The sequence below is a fragment of the Candidatus Tumulicola sp. genome (assembly GCA_036490475.1).
Lineage (GTDB): Bacteria > Vulcanimicrobiota > Vulcanimicrobiia > Vulcanimicrobiales > Vulcanimicrobiaceae > Tumulicola.
This window is the reverse complement of sequence record DASXDT010000006.1, coordinates 1027633-1045158: the sequence shown is the minus strand read 5'-3', so window position 1 is coordinate 1045158 and position 17526 is coordinate 1027633. Positions and strand designations below refer to the sequence as shown.

19 protein-coding genes are annotated in these 17526 nt (G+C 61.7%); 6 read left to right on the top strand and 13 right to left on the bottom strand.

Going from position 1 to position 17526, the window contains the following annotated elements; all coding sequences use genetic code 11:
* Nucleotides 1-3: 3 nt before the first annotated feature.
* Genes rocF through VGF98_12465 form a run of 3 tightly spaced genes read right to left on the bottom strand, consistent with a single transcriptional unit; the run spans nucleotide 4 to nucleotide 2428 of the window.
* Nucleotides 4-891 (bottom strand): arginase, encoded by an 888-nt coding sequence (gene rocF / locus VGF98_12475; GenBank protein HEY1682449.1) that lies wholly within the window; start codon nucleotides 889-891, stop codon nucleotides 4-6.
* Nucleotides 888-1982: an AI-2E family transporter gene (locus tag VGF98_12470; GenBank protein ID HEY1682448.1), complete on the bottom strand. Its 1095-nt coding sequence runs from the start codon at nucleotides 1980-1982 to the stop codon at nucleotides 888-890. The genes rocF and VGF98_12470 overlap by 4 nt, the downstream gene beginning before the upstream one ends.
* The gene (locus VGF98_12465; protein ID HEY1682447.1) at nucleotides 1982-2428 is read right to left on the bottom strand and encodes a DUF5069 domain-containing protein; all 447 of its coding nucleotides are present in this window, start codon (nucleotides 2426-2428) and stop codon (nucleotides 1982-1984) included. Before VGF98_12465 ends, VGF98_12470 begins: the two co-directional genes overlap by 1 nt.
* 86 nt (nucleotides 2429-2514) lie before the next feature.
* On the opposite strand from VGF98_12465, the gene VGF98_12460 reads away from it, so the two are divergent.
* Nucleotides 2515-3501 carry a serine hydrolase gene (locus tag VGF98_12460; protein HEY1682446.1) on the top strand — a complete coding sequence of 329 codons (987 nt, stop codon included), beginning with the start codon at nucleotides 2515-2517 and terminating at the stop codon, nucleotides 3499-3501.
* On the opposite strand, the gene VGF98_12455 is transcribed toward VGF98_12460, so the two are convergent.
* From VGF98_12455 to polX, 3 genes are all read right to left on the bottom strand, one after another.
* Nucleotides 3468-4433: a branched-chain amino acid transaminase gene (locus VGF98_12455; protein ID HEY1682445.1), complete on the bottom strand. Its 966-nt coding sequence runs from the start codon at nucleotides 4431-4433 to the stop codon at nucleotides 3468-3470. The two genes, VGF98_12460 and VGF98_12455, sit on opposite strands and share 34 nt — an antisense overlap.
* Before the next feature lie 137 nt (nucleotides 4434-4570).
* Entirely contained in the window at nucleotides 4571-5359 is a 789-nt protein-coding gene (locus tag VGF98_12450; GenBank protein ID HEY1682444.1) for an alpha/beta fold hydrolase, read from the bottom strand.
* Nucleotides 5356-7107, bottom strand: a complete 1752-nt coding sequence (gene polX, locus VGF98_12445; protein HEY1682443.1) for a DNA polymerase/3'-5' exonuclease PolX — start codon at nucleotides 7105-7107, stop codon at nucleotides 5356-5358. The genes VGF98_12450 and polX overlap by 4 nt, the downstream gene beginning before the upstream one ends.
* 20 nt (nucleotides 7108-7127) lie before the next feature.
* Between polX and VGF98_12440 the strand changes: the two genes are divergently transcribed.
* Nucleotides 7128-7691, top strand: a complete 564-nt coding sequence (locus VGF98_12440; GenBank protein HEY1682442.1) for a hypothetical protein — start codon at nucleotides 7128-7130, stop codon at nucleotides 7689-7691.
* Complete coding sequence (locus VGF98_12435; protein HEY1682441.1) at nucleotides 7688-8263, top strand: hypothetical protein; 576 nt, start codon at nucleotides 7688-7690, stop codon at nucleotides 8261-8263. The genes VGF98_12440 and VGF98_12435 overlap by 4 nt, the downstream gene beginning before the upstream one ends.
* Before the next feature lie 18 nt (nucleotides 8264-8281).
* Here the strand turns inward: VGF98_12435 and VGF98_12430 are convergent, their stop codons facing one another.
* The 4 genes from VGF98_12430 to VGF98_12415 are packed head-to-tail and all read right to left on the bottom strand — an operon-like array spanning nucleotide 8282 to nucleotide 10298.
* Entirely contained in the window at nucleotides 8282-8845 is a 564-nt protein-coding gene (locus VGF98_12430) for a type 1 glutamine amidotransferase domain-containing protein (GenBank protein ID HEY1682440.1), read from the bottom strand.
* A gap of 24 nt (nucleotides 8846-8869) precedes the next feature.
* Nucleotides 8870-9370 carry a hypothetical protein gene (locus VGF98_12425; GenBank protein HEY1682439.1) on the bottom strand — a complete coding sequence of 167 codons (501 nt, stop codon included), beginning with the start codon at nucleotides 9368-9370 and terminating at the stop codon, nucleotides 8870-8872.
* The gene (locus VGF98_12420) at nucleotides 9370-9717 is read right to left on the bottom strand and encodes a Rieske (2Fe-2S) protein (GenBank protein ID HEY1682438.1); all 348 of its coding nucleotides are present in this window, start codon (nucleotides 9715-9717) and stop codon (nucleotides 9370-9372) included. The genes VGF98_12425 and VGF98_12420 overlap by 1 nt, the downstream gene beginning before the upstream one ends.
* On the bottom strand, nucleotides 9714-10298 hold the full coding sequence (locus tag VGF98_12415; GenBank protein HEY1682437.1) for an NADPH-dependent FMN reductase: 585 nt from the start codon (nucleotides 10296-10298) through the stop codon (nucleotides 9714-9716). The genes VGF98_12420 and VGF98_12415 overlap by 4 nt, the downstream gene beginning before the upstream one ends.
* Nucleotides 10299-10415: 117 nt before the next feature.
* Here VGF98_12415 and rpsO point away from each other — a divergent pair, with 117 nt between their 5' ends.
* On the top strand, nucleotides 10416-10685 hold the full coding sequence (gene rpsO, locus VGF98_12410) for a 30S ribosomal protein S15 (protein ID HEY1682436.1): 270 nt from the start codon (nucleotides 10416-10418) through the stop codon (nucleotides 10683-10685).
* A 56-nt stretch (nucleotides 10686-10741) separates the two neighbouring features.
* Nucleotides 10742-11131 carry a DUF805 domain-containing protein gene (locus VGF98_12405; GenBank protein HEY1682435.1) on the top strand — a complete coding sequence of 130 codons (390 nt, stop codon included), beginning with the start codon at nucleotides 10742-10744 and terminating at the stop codon, nucleotides 11129-11131.
* Here the strand turns inward: VGF98_12405 and VGF98_12400 are convergent.
* Together VGF98_12400 and VGF98_12395 are read right to left on the bottom strand one after the other, a co-directional pair.
* Nucleotides 11115-12086, bottom strand: a complete 972-nt coding sequence (locus VGF98_12400) for a transketolase C-terminal domain-containing protein (protein HEY1682434.1) — start codon at nucleotides 12084-12086, stop codon at nucleotides 11115-11117. The two genes, VGF98_12405 and VGF98_12400, sit on opposite strands and share 17 nt — an antisense overlap.
* Nucleotides 12079-12936 (bottom strand): transketolase, encoded by an 858-nt coding sequence (locus VGF98_12395; protein ID HEY1682433.1) that lies wholly within the window; start codon nucleotides 12934-12936, stop codon nucleotides 12079-12081. The genes VGF98_12400 and VGF98_12395 overlap by 8 nt, the downstream gene beginning before the upstream one ends.
* 146 nt (nucleotides 12937-13082) lie before the next feature.
* On the opposite strand from VGF98_12395, the gene pnp reads away from it, so the two are divergent.
* On the top strand, nucleotides 13083-15449 hold the full coding sequence (gene pnp, locus VGF98_12390) for a polyribonucleotide nucleotidyltransferase (GenBank protein HEY1682432.1): 2367 nt from the start codon (nucleotides 13083-13085) through the stop codon (nucleotides 15447-15449).
* On the opposite strand, the gene VGF98_12385 is transcribed toward pnp, so the two are convergent.
* Nucleotides 15446-17410, bottom strand: a complete 1965-nt coding sequence (locus VGF98_12385) for a carboxypeptidase-like regulatory domain-containing protein (protein ID HEY1682431.1) — start codon at nucleotides 17408-17410, stop codon at nucleotides 15446-15448. The genes pnp and VGF98_12385 overlap by 4 nt on opposite strands.
* Nucleotides 17411-17526: the final 116 nt, after the last annotated feature.

The window sequence follows — 17526 nt, the reverse complement described above, 5'->3', positions numbered from 1 at the left end:
TGCTTACAGAATCGATTTTCCGAGTCCGGAGCAAATCAAATCGACGGCTAAGACGGCCGTTTGATTGCGCTGATCTAGAATCGGATTGATCTCGACCATCTCGATCGAACCGAGCGAACCGCTCTCGTGCAGCATCTCCATGATGAGATGCGCTTCACGGAAACTTAAACCACCCTTCACCGGCGTGCCCGTACCGGGCGCTTCGCTCGGATCGATTCCGTCCATATCGAAAGAAACGTGAATCGAGTCCGGCCCGTCGCCGGTAATGGATATCGCTTCTTCCATGATGCGCACCATGCCCATCCGGTCGACGTCGCTCATCGAAAACGCACGCACGCCAAACTCGCGCAGTAACTGCTTTTCGCCGGGATCGACGTCGCGCAATCCGATTTGCACGCAACGCGACGCTTCGGCCAAACCGTTTTTCAACGCAAACCACAACGGCATCCCGTGAACGTTGCCGCTGTGCGAACTCTGCGGACTGTTGATGTCCGCGTGCGCGTCGATCCATACAACGCCGGCCGCCTTTTCGCGTGCCCGAGCGAGACCGTCGAGCGTTCCCATCGCGATCGAATGGTCGCCGCCTAGTACGATCGGCATACCGCCTTCCCGCACCGCGCCTTCGACGACGTCGGCTAAATCGGAACACACACGCCGGATGACGCTCAAATATTTCGAGCTGGCTTCTTCAGCGTCGGCCGATTCGCGAATCGGGACCATCAGGTTGCCATGGTCGACGATCGTTTCGATTCCGAGCCGGGTGAGTTTTTCGTGCAGCTTGGCATAACGGATCGCCGAGGGACCCATATCGACGCCGCGCCGGCTGGCGCCGAGGTCCATCGGAACGCCGACGATGTCGACGCGGGCGGGAACGGTTGCTGTCTCGGTCACGGTCCGGCCGCCTTCGAGTCGTGCGGCCGGAGCACCCGCAGTGCAAGCGCGCGTAGGATGCCGGCCACTGGAATTGCCAGCAGCAGGCCGATGATCCCGCCGAGTTCGCCGCCGACCAACAAGGCCAGCAAGACGACGAACGGGCTCAAGCTAACCGTACGGCTGACGATGTTGGGCGCTAAGAAATGCCCCTCGGCCTCGAAGATTACGACGAAAGCTCCCAACACGAACAGCGCGTTCACGATGCCGTTGCTCAGCCAGGCGGTGCCGAATGCCGGCAAGAACGCCAATAGCGCGCCGACGTAGGGAACCAAGTCGCCGAGCGCGGCGATCAACCCAAAGAAAAACGGGTACGGTACGCGCAACAACCAGAGCGCGATCGTGATCAACACGCCGACCGACAGCGCGACGAGCAGTTGGCCGCGAATAAATCCGCCGACCACGCCGTCGATCTCGCGTAACAGGTCGACCAGTCCGCGCCAGCGGCGCGGCGGAACGATCGATTGCAGCCCGCGTTGCAGATGCTCGAGATCCATCAACAGATACGCGGTGACGAGCGGAATAATGACGAACGTCGTGACCGCCGCGAACCCGCCGGCGACGACCACCACCACGCGGCTGGCGCTCTCGAATCCGCGCACTTGCACCCAGGCTGCGAGCTCGGTCGGGACGCGCGAAATTTCGGCGCGCATCCAATCCGGAAGGCGTGACGTCACCGGATCGTTGGGGTCGTACACCAAGCGGGTCACACGATCGGCCAGTTGCGGATATTGACGCATGAACGTCATAACGTCGCCGGTGATGTGCGGAACGATGAACCAACCCACGCCGGTCAGCCCCATCAGGATCGCCGCGTACACGATCACGATGGCTAACGCGGTCGGCATCCGGCGCCGTAGCCAGTGCACCGCCGGATAGATCAAGTACGAAAAGAACATGGTTCCGATTAAGACATACATCACGCCGCGGATACGCTCGATCAATCCGAAGGCGGTTTGACAGAGATAGATCGCCAGGACGATCGTCATCAACACCTTGAGCGCGTACGTGACGCGCTTTTCGGTGTACCGGGTCCACGGGTCGCGCTGCATTACGTGCCGCGTTTACCCCGGTATTTCGACGGCAGGATGCGTTTGACAAGTCCCGAGATCGCGTCGGCGCCGGCCGATACCGCTCCGTACAACGGAGAAGCGCGGTAACCGTCGTCGACATCCAGCACGGCCAGAAACCAGCCGTATCGCTTCGGCAGCACGTCGCTCCACGCTCGCGCTCGTTGCAGGCCCGGATCGTAGGCCTCGAGCGACGCAGCGAGTTCCACGTCGTCGTTTTGCACTGCCAATCGCGCGAAATCATCGTGCGTCAAGCGCAGCACGCCGAGAAACGACTTGTCCATCGGGCTGTGTCCGTATAAATACGTACCCAGCGTTCCGTCGTGTGCGGCGCGCGCTTTGTCGGCCAAGCGCGCGAGCCAGCGCACTCCATCGATTTCGACATTCCACCGCCGCGGAGGTTCGAGACGCAAGTCGGGAGCGTTCATCGTTCCGACTTCGCGAGCCGGACGGCAAGGCCCCGGTTGTATTGGCGTGCGGCAGGATTGCAGCGCGCCGTTCTCTGAATGCTCGAATGATGTTTCGTCGTATCTCGAGCGTGCTTGCGCTCGCCGGTGTCGCCTTTCTCGTCGGCTTCGCTCGCGCCGATGCATCCTTACCGGCGCCGCTCGCACAATTGACGCACGACGTGCGTAAGCTCGCAGCCGGTCTCGCGGCTCCAACCGCGATCGAAGTCTTCGATCTCAGTACGGGTTATCATATGGGATTGAATTCGAGCGCCAGCATGCCGGCCGCTTCGACGATCAAAATCCCCGTGATGGTCGAAGTTTTTTCGCAACTGCAAGCCGGTAAATTCGATTTGCAGCGTCGCGTCAAGTTGACCGCCTCCGATAAAGACTATGGTTCCGGCGATTTGTGCGACGCACCGGTCGGCACGACGTATCCGATCTCGGTGCTCGTCGACAAAATGATCGACGTCAGCGATAACACCGCGACGAACATGCTGATCCGCCTCGTGGGGCGCCGGTCGATCAACAGCGGTATGGTCGATCTTGGTCTGCATCGCACCCGGCTCACCCAAGACATCCGTACAACGGATTGGGGAATCCGCCAAACCTTGCGCACGTCGCCGGCCGATTTGGTTCGGCTGCTCGAGCTGATGGCGCGCCGCCAACTCGTCGACCAATGGTCGTCGAACGAAATGATTTCGATTCTCGAACAAGATCAGTTTAACACGCTGATCCCCGAACCGCTTCCGGACGACGTTCAGATCGCACACAAGACCGGCTCGTTCTTCGATACGCTCAACGATGCAGGCATTGTGTACGCAGGCGACGCGCCCTACGTCATCGCCGTCATGACGACGTCGTTACGTTCGCAAGATGCCGGACGCCGGTTCATACACACGATCTCACGACTCGCCTATGCCGACGAACGCCGGCTCGCGACGTGGCGCCGCAGTAGCGGGCTCACGTTCGAGCCGTTCGACGCGTCGGCACCGGCCGATGATGCGTCGCCCGACTTGAACTACTGGGGAGCCGAAACCGCTCCCACTCGTTGACGGCGCCCGGCATAGAGACGCGTTAACCAAGCCTCGTAGCGTGCTTCGCGGCCCGTGACGACGCGCTGATAGAACGCCCGTAGTTTCTCGGTAATCGTACCGCGCGAGCCGTCGCCGACGAGGCGGCGGTCGATCGACGCAATATGCGCGATTCCCGCAGCCGTGCCGGTGAAAAACGCCTCGTCGGCGCTGTACAGTTCGCCGCGATCGATCGATCGCTCGATCACGTCGAGTCCGAACACATCGTGCGCGATGGTCATAATCGCGCGGCGAGTGCAGCCCTCCAACACGTTCTGCGACGGATCCGGCGTGTACAGTTTGCCGTGCCGCACGAGAAAAATATTTTCGGCCGAGCCTTCGGAAACGTGGCCGTCGTGCGATAGCAGGATTGCTTCGTCGTAGCCGTTACCGATGGCCTCGCTCTTGGCCAGCGCGGAGTTTACGTACAAACCCGTGATTTTCGCGCGCGGCGGTGCCATCGTATCGTCGGCTCGGCGCCACGAACTCACGCACGCGCTCAAGCCGTGCTCGGTATCGATGTAGCTCGTAAACGGTAGCGGAACGATCGCGAAGGCGTCCTCGACACCGTGTAATCGCACGCCGACATCTTCGGCTGCTTTGTACACGAAGGGTCGCAAGTACACGTTGGTTTTGAAATTATTGCGCTCACACAACTCGAGCGTGATGTCGATCAACTCGTCGGTCGACTTGGGCAGCACCATCGTCAAAATTTTAGCCGATGTCGCGAGGCGATCGAAGTGATCGCGCAAGAGGATCAGCAGCATGTCGTCTTCATCGTCGAGCCAATAGCCGCGAATGCCCTCGAAGCAACCGGTGCCGTACTGCAGACCGTGCGTCATGAGGCCAACCTTGGCTTCGTCGTACCGTTTGAACGTGCCGCCGGCGTACACGATGGTCGAGGAGAGATCCATGCGGTGTTCCTTTCTGCGAACCGGGAAAGCGCTGTTGGGTTCGGAGTGCCACGCTTCCTTCGCGGGCGGGAGCGCCCGGGGGCCGAACCGTTCCGGCCCAAGTCCTGACGCTCGAGCCCGGCGTGCCGCCGAGCGCCTTATGCCGTCGCCGACATAAACTCCCCGAGCATCGCGTTGAAGCGCTCGGGATTATCTGCATTGGCAACGTGACCCGCATCGGAAACGACGTCGCGCCGCGAGCCCGGAATGCCGTCGGCAATTTCGTCCGATAACGGTTGCGGCGCGATTCCGTCGCGTTCTCCCCGCGTCACCAGCACGGGCACCTCGATCGATCCTAGCATCGAGCGATAATCGCCGGTCCACGTCGCCTGCGTCGAAGCCAGATACGACGGCACCGATTTCGACCCCATCTGGTCGATCGTCTCGCGCAATCGTTGTGGCGGAAGGCCGAGTTGCGCGGCACGCGCTTCGGCAAACGTGCGCATATCGCCGGCGGCGCGAACCGCAGCCTTGATATTGTCAGCATACGTCTGCCCATCGGGATACTTTGCAAACGATCCGACGATCACCATAGATCGGAATCGTTGCGGCGCGCGTTGCCACAGTTCGAATGCGACGACGCCGCCGAGGCTGCATCCGATCAAATGGAACGTTTCGAAGCCGTTTGCATCCGCAACGGCCAGCACGTCGGAAGCGAATCCCTCTCGGGTGATGAGCTCGGGAGGCGGATTCTCGAGCGCGCCGTTACCGCGCAACTCCATCGACGCACAACGGTAGTCGCCGCCGAACGCGTCGAGCTGATAATCCCAGATCGCGCCGGTTGAGCCGACGCCGTGCACGAAGATCAACGCAGGCCCGCGCTCGCCGGCCAGGCGCGCTCCGGCGACGGCACCGTCGGATTGCGTTACGGTTCTTGTGACGATCACGTTCCACGCTCCCGTTTGCTGCGTACGAATTCGAGCACCGCTTCCAACGGCGCGGTATTGAGCACGTCTTTTTTTTCGATGCCGGCCCGACGCGCTTGTCCCACCGCCAGTTCGATATTGACGAGGTCCCGCGTGCGATGAGCGTCACTGTCGGTCGTGAACGTTACGCCAAACGACTTCGCAAGACGCGCTAACGGCGACGGCAGATCGAGGCGCATGGCTTGTCCATCGATTTCCATCGCCGTTCCGGTTCGCGCGGCGGCCGCAAACACCGCGTCGTAGTCGAACTCGTAGCCGTGATAGCCGTCCAGCCGGCGCCCGGTGGGATGGCCGATGATATTGACGTACGGGTTCTCGCAGGCGCGAATCAAACGTGCCGTCATCTCGTCGCGCGACTGTCGCACCGCAGAATGCACCGAGCCGACGACGATGTCGAGCTGCGCTAATACCTCATCGGAGTAGTCCATCGAACCGTCGGGTAAGATATCGACTTCACTGGAACACAGGGTGCGAATCTTATGGCGTGCGCCGAACATCTCTACTTCGACGCGTTGGCGCCGGACATCGTCGATCGAAAGACCGCGCTTACGCCCGCCTTGGCCGTGCGAATGATCGCTAATCGAGTGATACTCGTAGCCGCGCGCCGCCGCCGCTTCGATCATTTCCTCGAGCGAATCGTCGCCGTCACTCCACGTGCTGTGCATGTGGAAGTCGCCGCGGACGTCGCTCGTTTCGACCAGAGCTGGTAATGCATATTTACGCGCTAGCTCGACCTCGTCGCCGCCGGTTCGAAGCTCGGGCGGCACGTATTGCATGCCGAGCGCGGCGTATACTTCGGCTTCCTCCGAACAAACGATCGCATCGCCGGTTTCAAGATTAAGAATGCCGTTTTCGCTGACGCGCAGGCCGCGCCTCACGGCATATTCTCGCAGCTTTACGTTGTGGTCGCGCGACCCGGTAAAATGCTGTAGCAAATTACCGTACAAATGATTCGGCAGCACGCGCAGGTCGATTTGCAGTCCGCCCGGCAGCCAAATGCTGGCCTTGGTCGGGCCTTCGCCGAGCACGGCTTCCGCGCGGTTCCAGGCGGTGAAGTGCGCGATCGTTTCGGCGGCTTGTGCGGTGGTGCAAACGATGTCGATGTCGCCCACCGTTACTTCTTGACGGCGCAAACTGCCCGCGTACGTTAGCCGATCGAGCGGCGGACCTTCGCGCAGATAGGCGATCGCTTCGTAGGCAATCGTCAGGGCGGTTGCTAACGGCGTGCGATTTCGGCGGCCCTGCACCGCAAGGATGCCGCGCTTCCAGTTGTCGATCGTCTTAGAACCTAAGCGCGGTACGTCGGCCAACACGTTGGCGGCGATCGCCGCTTCCAACGTCGCCAGCGACGCGATCCCGTACTCTTCGTACAGCATGGCCGCAGTCTTCACCCCGATGCCGCTGACCGATAGCACTTCGAGGATCGAGGGAGGAAATCGCTTGTGCAGTTCGTCGAGATGTTCCGACGTGCCGGAACGTACCAGCTGTTCGACCGCAACGCCGATCGACTTACCGATCCCGGGGAGTTTCAAGTGCTCGCCGGCGGCGACCAAGTCGGCAAGCGGCGGAGCGTTCTCTACCGACGTCGCCGCCTTTTCGTAGGCCGTATATTTGTAGAATGACTCGCCCGCCATTTCCATCAGCGTGCGGGTCTCTAACAGCTTGGCAGCGACTTCGGCATTCGATAGCACGCAACTGAGTTTGGCCATGCGACGCGAATCGTACTGCCTTGAGCTTCGTACTGCGAATGCGCGGCGCGTCGTTCGGCGCCGGCGACGACCTGGTCGGCCCGCTCGACGTCGACGTACGGGCCGGAGAGCACGTGACCGTGGTTTGCACCTCGCCGCACGCGGCCGCCGTGACGGCGCGGATTGCCGCGGGCATCGTGAAGGCGGCCGCTGGAAACGTTTCCATCGGCGAGTTCGACCCGCGCGTACAGCCGGCGCACTGCAAGCGAATCGCCGTCTTCGTTCCGCACGCCGCGATGCCGTTGCCGGAGATGGATTTCGAACGCTACATCGCTTACCGAGCCGCGTTATGGAACGTCGACCGCATTCGCGCCACCGCGCACGCAAAGCTCGTGCTCGAACGCCTAGAAGGCGTGCACGAAGCCTTCGCATTCCCGCTCGCGGGCGCGCTCATTACGCCGGCGACGCTGGTGGTGTTGGAGCGGCCGCAGCCGGCGTACGCCGGACAGATCGTTGCCGCCGTCGGATCGCGCGCCACGTTTACGACGCATCTCGATCCCGCATCCGCCGAAGCGTTTACCGCCGCGGAGGCGTTGCGCGCATGACGCGCCGAGCCTTCGCCGCGGTCGTCGAAGCCCGCATGTTCTCGCAGCGTCACACGCTGGTGTACGGATTGGTCGCCGCCGGTCTGGTGGGTGCGGTGCAACCGCGAGGCTTGGCCGCTCCCGCATTTTTCTGCTCGCTGGCCGGCATCGTCGCGGCACTGCAGCAAGGGCCGGGACGTTTTCCGGATTTAGATCTGTGCGAACAGTGCGCGCCGCTCTTCGGACGCGAGCTCGCCCGCGCGAAAGCGCTGGTTTCGTGCGCCATCGCCGTCATTGCGGCGGCGGCCTATTGCGCGACGGCGTCGCTGGCGGGTTGGCGGGAAATTCCGTTCGTGTTCGCCGGAACGCTTGCGGCAGCAATCCCGACGACGCTCACAGCGTTGTGCGCCACACTGCGTGCGGGCGCGCCTCGCCGGCTCTATCTTGTTATGGCCGCCGCCGCGAGCGCGATCGTCGTCGTCACGATCGTATGGGCACGACAACCGTGGATCGCCGCCGGGTTTGCGGCGGTCGCTACGTTCTTAGCGTTGCGGCAGTACGGCGAAGCGCTGGCGCGCTACGATCCGGTCTGAAACGACCGGCAGCGTTTGTTAAACGGGTTGCGGCGGTGCGGCGGTCGCGAGTTTCTCGAGCATCGCTCGGTTAAATTGCGGCATATCTTCGCCGCCCCGCGTCGAGACCCAATTCGAATCGCTCACCGTCGGTTGGTCGCGATAGAGTCCGCCCGCGTTCCGAATGTCGTCGGCAATCGCGCGAGCACCAGTCAACTGGCGTCCGCGAACGATTTGCGCCGAGATCAATACTTGCGCGCCGTGGCCGACCGAAAACACCGGCTTTTTAGCGGCGTCGAACTCGCGGCATAACCGCTGCACGTCGCGATCGGTGCGAACCAAATCGGGCGAAGTGCCTCCCGGAATGAGCAACGCGTCGAAATCTTCGGCGGTGCAATCCGGGATCAACTCTTCCGCACGTGAATTCTGACCCTCGTCCAGACCGCGTTTTCCGCGGATCCGTTGACGAGCGCGTTCGTCCAGTCCGACGATGGTCACGACGGCCCCGGCATCCTCGAGCGCGCGGCGCGGCTCCAACAAATCGATCTCTTCAAAACCATCCGCGATTAGGGCCGCGATCCGTTTTCCGTCTACGCCTTGCATCGCCGCCTCCGTTCGCGGGACCGGCTAGAGGGTCCCACCGGTCTGCTCGACCGCCGCGCGCAAGAGGTACGTCAGCTCCACTTCCGCTTTTCCGACAGCATCCAAAATCGGATCGTCGGCCAGTGCCTGCAACGTAGGGTTGCGCCGGGTCATGTCCCCTTCGGGCACGCGGTGGCGCGGATTGATCTCCCGCATGTAGATGCGGGCGTCGTAGCGCAGCTGCCCTTCAGGCAGAAAATAGAGCGGGTCGAGACCGAAAGCGTAGACCTCCAGCGACAAGAACCCGGTCCGTTGCATAAACTCGATCGGCCGCAGGCGTAGCGCCACTGCCAGTCGTGCCAGCGCGCTCACCCCGACGCGCCGCACTCCCGCAAGTACCTCGTCGAACTCAGCCGGCGCCAGGCCGATCGACTCCGCTAGCGCATCCCGATCGACATCGCTGCCCTCCAGACAGACCGCCAACGCCGTTCCGAATGCGGGACCTCCGGCGGTACCGTTGCGCCCATCCCAGGTGGATTCGGCCATCAAATTGCCTCCGGTTCCAACGCGACCTCGACCATGTCGTTCCGCACGCGTGCATCGAAGCGGCGCAGGCGTGCGAAATCGGCCCCGATCGCCATTCCGCCGGTACGCAGATCGAACGTCCAGGCATGCCACGGGCACGTCACGTTCGTGCCTTCGATCTCGCCTTCGGCAATCGGGCCGCCCTGATGCGGGCACGCATTTTCGTAGGCGCGGACCTCGCCTTCAACGATGAAAATCGCTACCTCGTACGAGCCAACGAGCACGATCGCGGGTCGATCCGGCGTGACGCCCGCCAACGGCCCGACCGGGATGAACGCCACTTCGGCGGCCTCGACGCGGTCGCTCAATACGGTACTCCCTGGCGACGCTGCGTGCCCATCGCGTTCATGTACCACTCCAGCTCGTCGAAGAATTCTTTGGAAAACCCCACGGTGGCCGGGTCGGTCGGCGTGCCGTCGTCGGAAAACGACTCGCCTACGCGCGCGACCGGCAGCAGCGACGGAATCGTGGCCATGCCCATTTCCGAAAGGGTCATCCGCAACTGCATGGCCGCGCGTATCCCGCCCCAGTGTCCGCCGGAGTAGCACGCGATGCCGGCCGGCCGCCAAAAATACTCTTCCAGGAAGTGATCCATCATATTTTTTAATGCCGGCGGGATACCGTTGTTGTACTCGCCGGAGACCACCACGAATCCGTCCGCTCGTCGCAACAGGGACGCCAGCTCGGTCATGACCGGGGGCGCTTCGCCGGCCGGAAACTCCTTGAACATCCGGTCCAGGAGCGGAAAGGGCCGTTCGAGCGGATCGATCAGCACGGCGTCGATGTTCCGATCGGCCAGTTGCTTGCACACGAACCGGGCAAATTTAATGCCTTGCCGCTCGGTGCGGACCGAGCCGTAGATGACGGGGACGAGCGGACGGTTGTCCATGGTGAAGCGTGCGATTGCGCTTGCACGGGGCGGCGTCCTTTGCTATGGTAGGCCGGTCGCCGGGATGGACGCGAGCCTGTACCCGAGCGAGACCATCCTGACCGAGGAGTATGACCCGTGCCACTTTCCAAAGAGATCAAGGCCGAACTGGCCACCAAATACGGACGCGGCCCCAACGACACCGGCTCGGCCGAAGTGCAAGTTGCGGTTCTGACCGCGTCGATCAATCATCTCACAGAGCATCTGAAGATCCATAAGAAAGATCACCACAGCCGCCGCGGCCTGTTATTACAGGTCGGCCAGCGCCGCCGTTTGTTGAACTATCTTTCGAATAAAGATGTCGAGCGTTATCGCACGCTGATTTCCGACCTCGGCTTACGCCGCTAAGCTTAGCGTGTCGGCGTCGCTCGCCGTAAGCTCGTAGCGACGCCGCGGAAACCGCCGTGAATTACTGGCTCGCCGCACTCGAAAAATACGCCGTCTTTTCCGGCCGAGCGCGGCGCAGCGAGTACTGGTATTTCGTTCTCTTCAATGCGATCTTTGGATTTGGTTGGGGGGTTTTCGCCGCCTTTTTCGGTACGTTAGGCGGCGCAAATCACCTAACTATCCGAATTCTTGTCCAGCTCTTCGCGTTGTTCACGTTGCTGCCGGCAATCGCCGTCGCTGTTCGGCGACTGCACGACACCGGACGCAGCGGCTGGTGGTGCTTACTTCAGTTAGTGCCGCTCGTCGGAACGATCGTGGTGCTCGTCTTCCTCGTCGAGGACGGTCAGCCCGGCGAAAACCGCTATGGCCCAAATCCGAAAACGCCCTTCGCTACGCCTTTCGCTTAGCGACTTTCCGAACGGCGTCGACGATTGCGTCGATGCCCATTCCGTAATACTCGATCAGCTCCAGCGGATCGCCGGATTGGCCGAACCGGTCGTCGACCCCGATGAACTCGATCGGAACCGGATGACTCTGCGCGACGATTTCCGCGACGCGCGAGCCCATGCCGGCGTGTTTTTGATGTTCTTCGACGGTGACGATCGCGCCGCAATCGCGTGCCGCAGCGACGATCGCAGCGTCATCCATCGGTTTGATCGTGTGGTTATTGACGACGCGGCACTCGATACCGTCTTCGCGCGATAGTTTGTCGGCCGCCATCAGCGCGTTATAGACCAGGATGCCACAAGCGACGATTGCGACGTCGCCGCCTTCGCGGAAGATTTGCGCCTCTCCGACGGTGAACGGCGTCTCTTCGGTCGTGATCACGGGCGATTTCTCGCGACCTAATCGCAAATACGACGGACCCCAACGCTCCGAAAGCGCGAGCGTCGCTTTTTTCGTTTGCACCGAATCGCACGGCACGACGACCGTCATGTGCGGGATCACGCGCATGATCGCGATATCTTCGATGGCTTGATGCGTCGCGCCGTCCGGTCCGACCGAAACGCCCGCGTGTGCGCCCGCAATTTTTACGTTGGTATCGTTGAGCGCCATGATCGTGCGCACTTGCTCCCACGACCGGCCGGGATTAAACATCGCGTAGCTGGCGATCCACGGAATCTTACCGACCGACGCCAGGCCGCCGGCCATCGCCACCAGCATCTGTTCGGCCACGCCGATCTCGACGTACTGCGCGGGATGCGCTTTCTTGAACGCTTCGAATCGAGTCGATTCTGAAAGATCGGCGCAGATGCCGATCACGTTGGGGTTGCGGGTTCCAGACTCGACCAATCCTTCGCCGAATCCGTTGCGCGTCGGAACTTGCGCGACGCCTTTGCGGTAATCGACCAGATTAGCCACGGGCCACGATCCGTTCGCGGGCTTGCGCGAGTTCTTTCAGTGCGATCTCCGTTTGTTCGGTGTTGGGTGGCTTACCGTGCCACGTGTAGTCGCCTTCCATGTACGATACGCCCTTGCCGGGAACGGTGTTGGCGACGATGACTTGCGGCTTGCCTTTGACGGTACGCGCGCGCTCGGCGGTTTCGACGAACGCTTGCATATCGTTACCGTCGCACTCTAACACTTCCCAATTGAACGAACGATATTTATCGCCCAACGGCTCGAGCGGCATCACGTCTTCGGTGCTGCCGTCGATTTGAATGAAATTGCGGTCGATGATGCAGGTGAGGTTGTCGAGTTTAAATTTGGCCGCGGTCATCACGGCTTCCCAATGCAGTCCACACTGGTGCTCGGCATCCGAGGTGACGACCCACACGTGAAAATCCTTGTCGTCCATCTTCGCGCCCAACGCCATGCCGGTGCCCTGCGCTAGACCTTCGCCCAACGGCCCGGACGTGGACTCGAGCGACGGAAGCGTCACCCGTTCGGGGTGTCCTTGCAGGCGCGAACCAAACTTGCGCAGCGTCAACAACTCCTCGACCGGGAAGTAGCCGAAGTTGGCCATCGCCGAGTAGCGCACCGGAGCGATATGGCCGCACGATAGCAACAGGCGGTCTCGCTCGGGCCAGTCCGGCCGTTGCGGGTCGTGCCGCATCAGCGTTCCGTAGAGGGCCGCGAACACGTCGGACATGTCCAACGGACCGGCCGAATGGCCCGATCCGGCCGCATGCAGCGAGCGGATGATGCCTTGGCGGATGTCGTTGGCTTTGAGCTCCAGATCGCGTAGTTTGTCGGGGGTTAGGGTCGGCATGGGGCCCGATATACCCCGACGCTTCCTCACGAACCTACCGCCGCGCGACCTCGCGGGAGGCGAGTTCCGGAAGGGCGGACCCCTCCGCGGACCGAACCGAAAATGGTTACACAAAAGACAAAAACGATTTCATTTTAGGAGTTAACGTGCCCGAATCCGTGACCTTAGAGGTCGGCGGGCGCACGATGGTCATCGAGACCGGCGAACTCGCGAAGCAAGCAAATGGCTCCGCTCTCGTTCGTTATGGCGATCAAAACGTCGTGCTCTGCGCCGCTACGGCCTCCAACTCGCCTCGAGAAGGCATCGACTGGTTTCCGCTCACCTGCGACTTCGAAGAAAAGATGTACGCGGCCGGAAAAATCCCCGGTGGTTTCATCAAGCGTGAAGGCCGCCCCAGCGAACACGCCGTGCTTAGCTCGCGGCAAATCGATCGACCGATCCGTCCGCTGTTTCCCGAAGGTTTTCGCAACGACGTACAAGTCGTAGCGACCGTTCTTTCGGTCGATCCCGAACTCGACGCCGACGTGCTCGGCGTTTGCGCGGCCGGCGCCGCCCTCGCACTGAGCGACATTCCGTTCGATAAAACCGTTGCTGCGATCCGCGTGGGTCGCGACGAAAACGGCGGCTACATCGCCAATCCCACGCTTCCGCAATACGAAACCGGCGGACTCGAAATCGTCGTTGCCGGAACGGCCGACGCGGTGATGATGGTCGAAGGCAGCGCCCACGAAATCGACGAGGAAGACTTCCTCGGCGCGGTCGCGTTCGCGCACGATGAGATTCGCAAAATCGTCGCCGCCATCGACAAACTTGTCAAAAAATGCGGCAAGAAAAAGCGCGAGTTCGTCGTTGCAAAGAGCGATGGCGACCTCGAAAAATTCGTACGCAAGTCGTTCGCCAAAGACGTCGCCAAGGCGATGCGCATCGTCGAAAAAGGTAAGCGCGAAGAGGCGTTCTCCGAGCTCAATGCCGACGAAGCGATCGCGCGTTGCGGCAAAAAAGATGCGAACGTTCGCGCGCTGCTCGAAGATTCGGTCACGCGCAAAGAGTTCCATAAAATCATCAAGGCGATGGAAGAGGACGAGCTGCGCACGATGGTCGTGGACGAGAAAATTCGTCCCGACGGCCGCAAGCCCGACGAAATTCGTCCGATCTGGTCGAAGGTGCATTACGTGCCGCGCGTTCACGGGTCGGGCGTTTTTACGCGCGGTCAAACGCAGGTGTTTAGCGCCGCTACGCTCGGTTCGAGCAGCGACGCCCAACGTCTCGACGGCATCGTCGCGCTGGAAGATAAGCGCTACATGCACTTCTACAACTTCCCGCCGTTTTCGGTCGGCGAGACGCGCCCGATGCGCGGACCCGGACGTCGCGAAATCGGACACGGCGCGTTAGCCGAACGCGCGATGCTGCCGGTCCTTCCGCCCAAGTCTGAGTTCCCGTACACGATGCGCGTGATGAGCGAAGTGCTCGAATCGAACGGCTCGTCGTCGATGGCATCGGTCTGTGGATCGACCCTCGCATTGATGGATGCCGGCGTGCCGATCACCGCACACGTCGCAGGCGTCGCGATGGGTCTGATTCTCAAGGGCGATAAGTACGCGATCCTTACCGATATCCAGGGCCTCGAAGACGCACTGGGCGAGATGGACTTCAAAGTCGCGGGTACCAAAAAAGGCATCACGGCGATTCAGATGGACATCAAGGTCCAAGGCATCACGATCGACATCATGCGTGAAGCGATGACGAGCGCCAAGAAATCGCGCTTCTTCATCATCGACAAACTCATCGAAACGATCGCCGAGCCGCGTCGCGAACTCTCCAACTTCGCACCGCGCATGATCATCGTCAAGATCGATCCGGCCAAGATCAAAGATGTGATCGGTCCCGGCGGTAAGGTGATCAACAAGATCATCGCCGACACGGGCGTCACCAAGATCGATATCGAGGACGACGGTTCGGTGTACATCACCTCGGCCGACGGCGAGTCGGGCGACAAGGCGCGCACGATCGTCGAAAATCTCACCAAAGAGATCAAGGTCGGCGAAACGTACGAAGGCACCGTCGTGCGGATCATTCCGATCGGCGCATTCGTGCAGATTCTGCCGGGCAAAGACGGCCTCGTGCACATCAGCCAACTGGCGCCGCAACGCGTCGAAAAGGTTGAAGACGTCGTCTCGCTTGGCGACAAGATGATGGTCAAAGTGATGGAAATCGACTCACAAGGACGCGTGAATCTATCGCACAAGGCGGTACTTGGATCCTCGAACGGCGCACCGCCGCAAGAACGCCCCAAGCGTCCCGCGCGCGATTACGATGAGGATCGCAACAGCAATGCCCCGCGTCCCAGCGGTGGCAACATCAGCAGCCCGAGCCCGAGCACGAGCACGAGCGACGCCGGCAACGGCTCGAACGCCTCAGACTCCGACGACTCGGAAGAATCTCCGTCCGCCGACGCGCCCGGAGCTCCGCCGATGCGTCGCCGTCGTCGTCCGCAAGGCCGCCGCGAAGACTAGGGGTTAAAGCGAAGGCCGGCGGATAGGTACGTCGTTCGTGCGACGTCCTGAACGCCGGCATACCATCGCAGACCGTCCTTGATCGGTCCCGACACGTCACCGTCGACGTGTTCGAACGGTTGTCCGTTCAGCAAATCCCGGCGATAGATCGCATCGAAGCGAATCGCGCCGGGATTTTCATAGGTGAGCCAAAACGCGTTAACCGTCGCGTCCCCGAAGGTCGATGGATACGGATACGGATACGGCGTGTACGACGCCGGCAATGCAGGGGTCGTAGCATCGTCGACGCGCATGGTCCAAGCTCGCAACGACAATGCCGGTGCGAACTGCCACGTCACCGAAAGTCCGGCGCTCGTCACGAGACCGTTCACCGAACCGGCGACGTGTTGCGACGCAGCCTCGACGTCGATGCGCACGCGTTGCAAATCGGTGTACGAGAGCGTACCGGTGTACGAAGAGGCGCGATCGAAATCGAGCGAGCTGTACGGATACCCGTCGTACTGTTCGACGATCGTCGGCAACGAAAACGATCCGGAGGCCGAGAACGACGCGCCCCAACGTGCATTCGGAAACAGTTGCAGTTGCAACGACGGAGTCGCTAGCGCGGTGCGTTGGCCGCCGGACGAACCCCAACCGCCGCCCTGGTAGTCGATTCCGAATTGGCCGACGCCGGCCCTCAGCGTATAGTCGGGTTCGTCGGCCTCGAAGCCCACATCGAGCCGGCGCTGCACGATGTTCCCGCTCGCATCGTATGCAAAGCCCTGTGTGTCGTACCCACCACTCGATAAACGCACGCCGGTATCCGCAAAAAAGAAGACGGAGCCGTGCGTTCGGATTCCGGCAGCAAAGCCCGTATCCGACCAAACGCCATCGTATGCTGCTTCAAAGTCCGATACCGGTCGCAATCCCGAGGCGGAATACACGCCGCGATCGGTGGTTAGGTCGACGCCGACGTCGTAGCCCGGCTGTGCGTCGTTATAGGCGGCATGTGCGAAACTATAGCTCCCGTCTAGAGCATCGCTCGACACGCCCGTTTCGCGATACTGCGATGTCGCGACGTCGACTCCCAACGTTTGCGACGCCGCTAGTTGTGTTTGGAACCGCGCGTCGAACCGCTGACGCCAATCGGCCGCATCGTTCGACGCCGTCAACACCGCGCCGGCTTGGGGCGATCCGCCTTGCACGCGTATCGAGGTGGCGCCGCCAATCAATCCAACCGAGTCGTTAGCGTCGCCGAACGGCTCCACCGAAATCGTGCCCGACCCGGCGCGATCGCCGTATAAAAACGCTTCGGCCGGCGCGGCGATATTCGCAACGCGCACGTCGTTGGCTGGGATGGCATCGTATGGACTCGTCCCGCCGATCACGTCGTAATTCGGCACACCCGAATCGACCAACAACGCTTGCGCTGGCTGAAAGCCGAGCGCGCTCAGTTGCGAGCCGCTAGTGACCGTCGTCGACTGCCGCAACAGCGCGAACGGTCGCAAGGCGATGGCTGATTCGACGCGCGAGTATGGCACGTTTTGCAGATCCGACGGCGATGGTGCGTCGGTCAGCAACGCTTGGAAGCGGCGCACGATCACGACGGCGACTTGGCCCGGTACCAGGCCCGCGCTCGTGGTCCGGCAGAAGCGGCAGCGAACGGCCACTCGCACCACACCCTCGCCCGGCATCGCGAACGTCCCGGCGCCGTCGGTTCGAACCGACTGGGTTTGAGCGCCGCGCGCGTCGTAGCCCTCGACCTCCGCGTCCGGGATGGCGGCTCCGGTCTGATCGCGCACCGATCCGACGGTCAGAGCGGTCTGGGCGAAGGCCGGGACGGCGGGAGACGCGAGCCACAGTGTCGCCACGAAAGCGATGGTGAGCCCGAGCTGAAACCGGCGCCCCGCGCAGCTCGAAGCTACGCTCGCTACGGGTTTTTTGCGCAAATCCGCCACGCGCGGCACCGATGGTTCCCTCACAGACCCATCGAATATGCTTCCTCGCCTTCCACTAACCCCTGGCGATTCGAAGGAAAAATGAGGGGTCGGGCGGCTTGCTTCACGGATTCCTAACACCTTCGGCTATAATCGAAAGC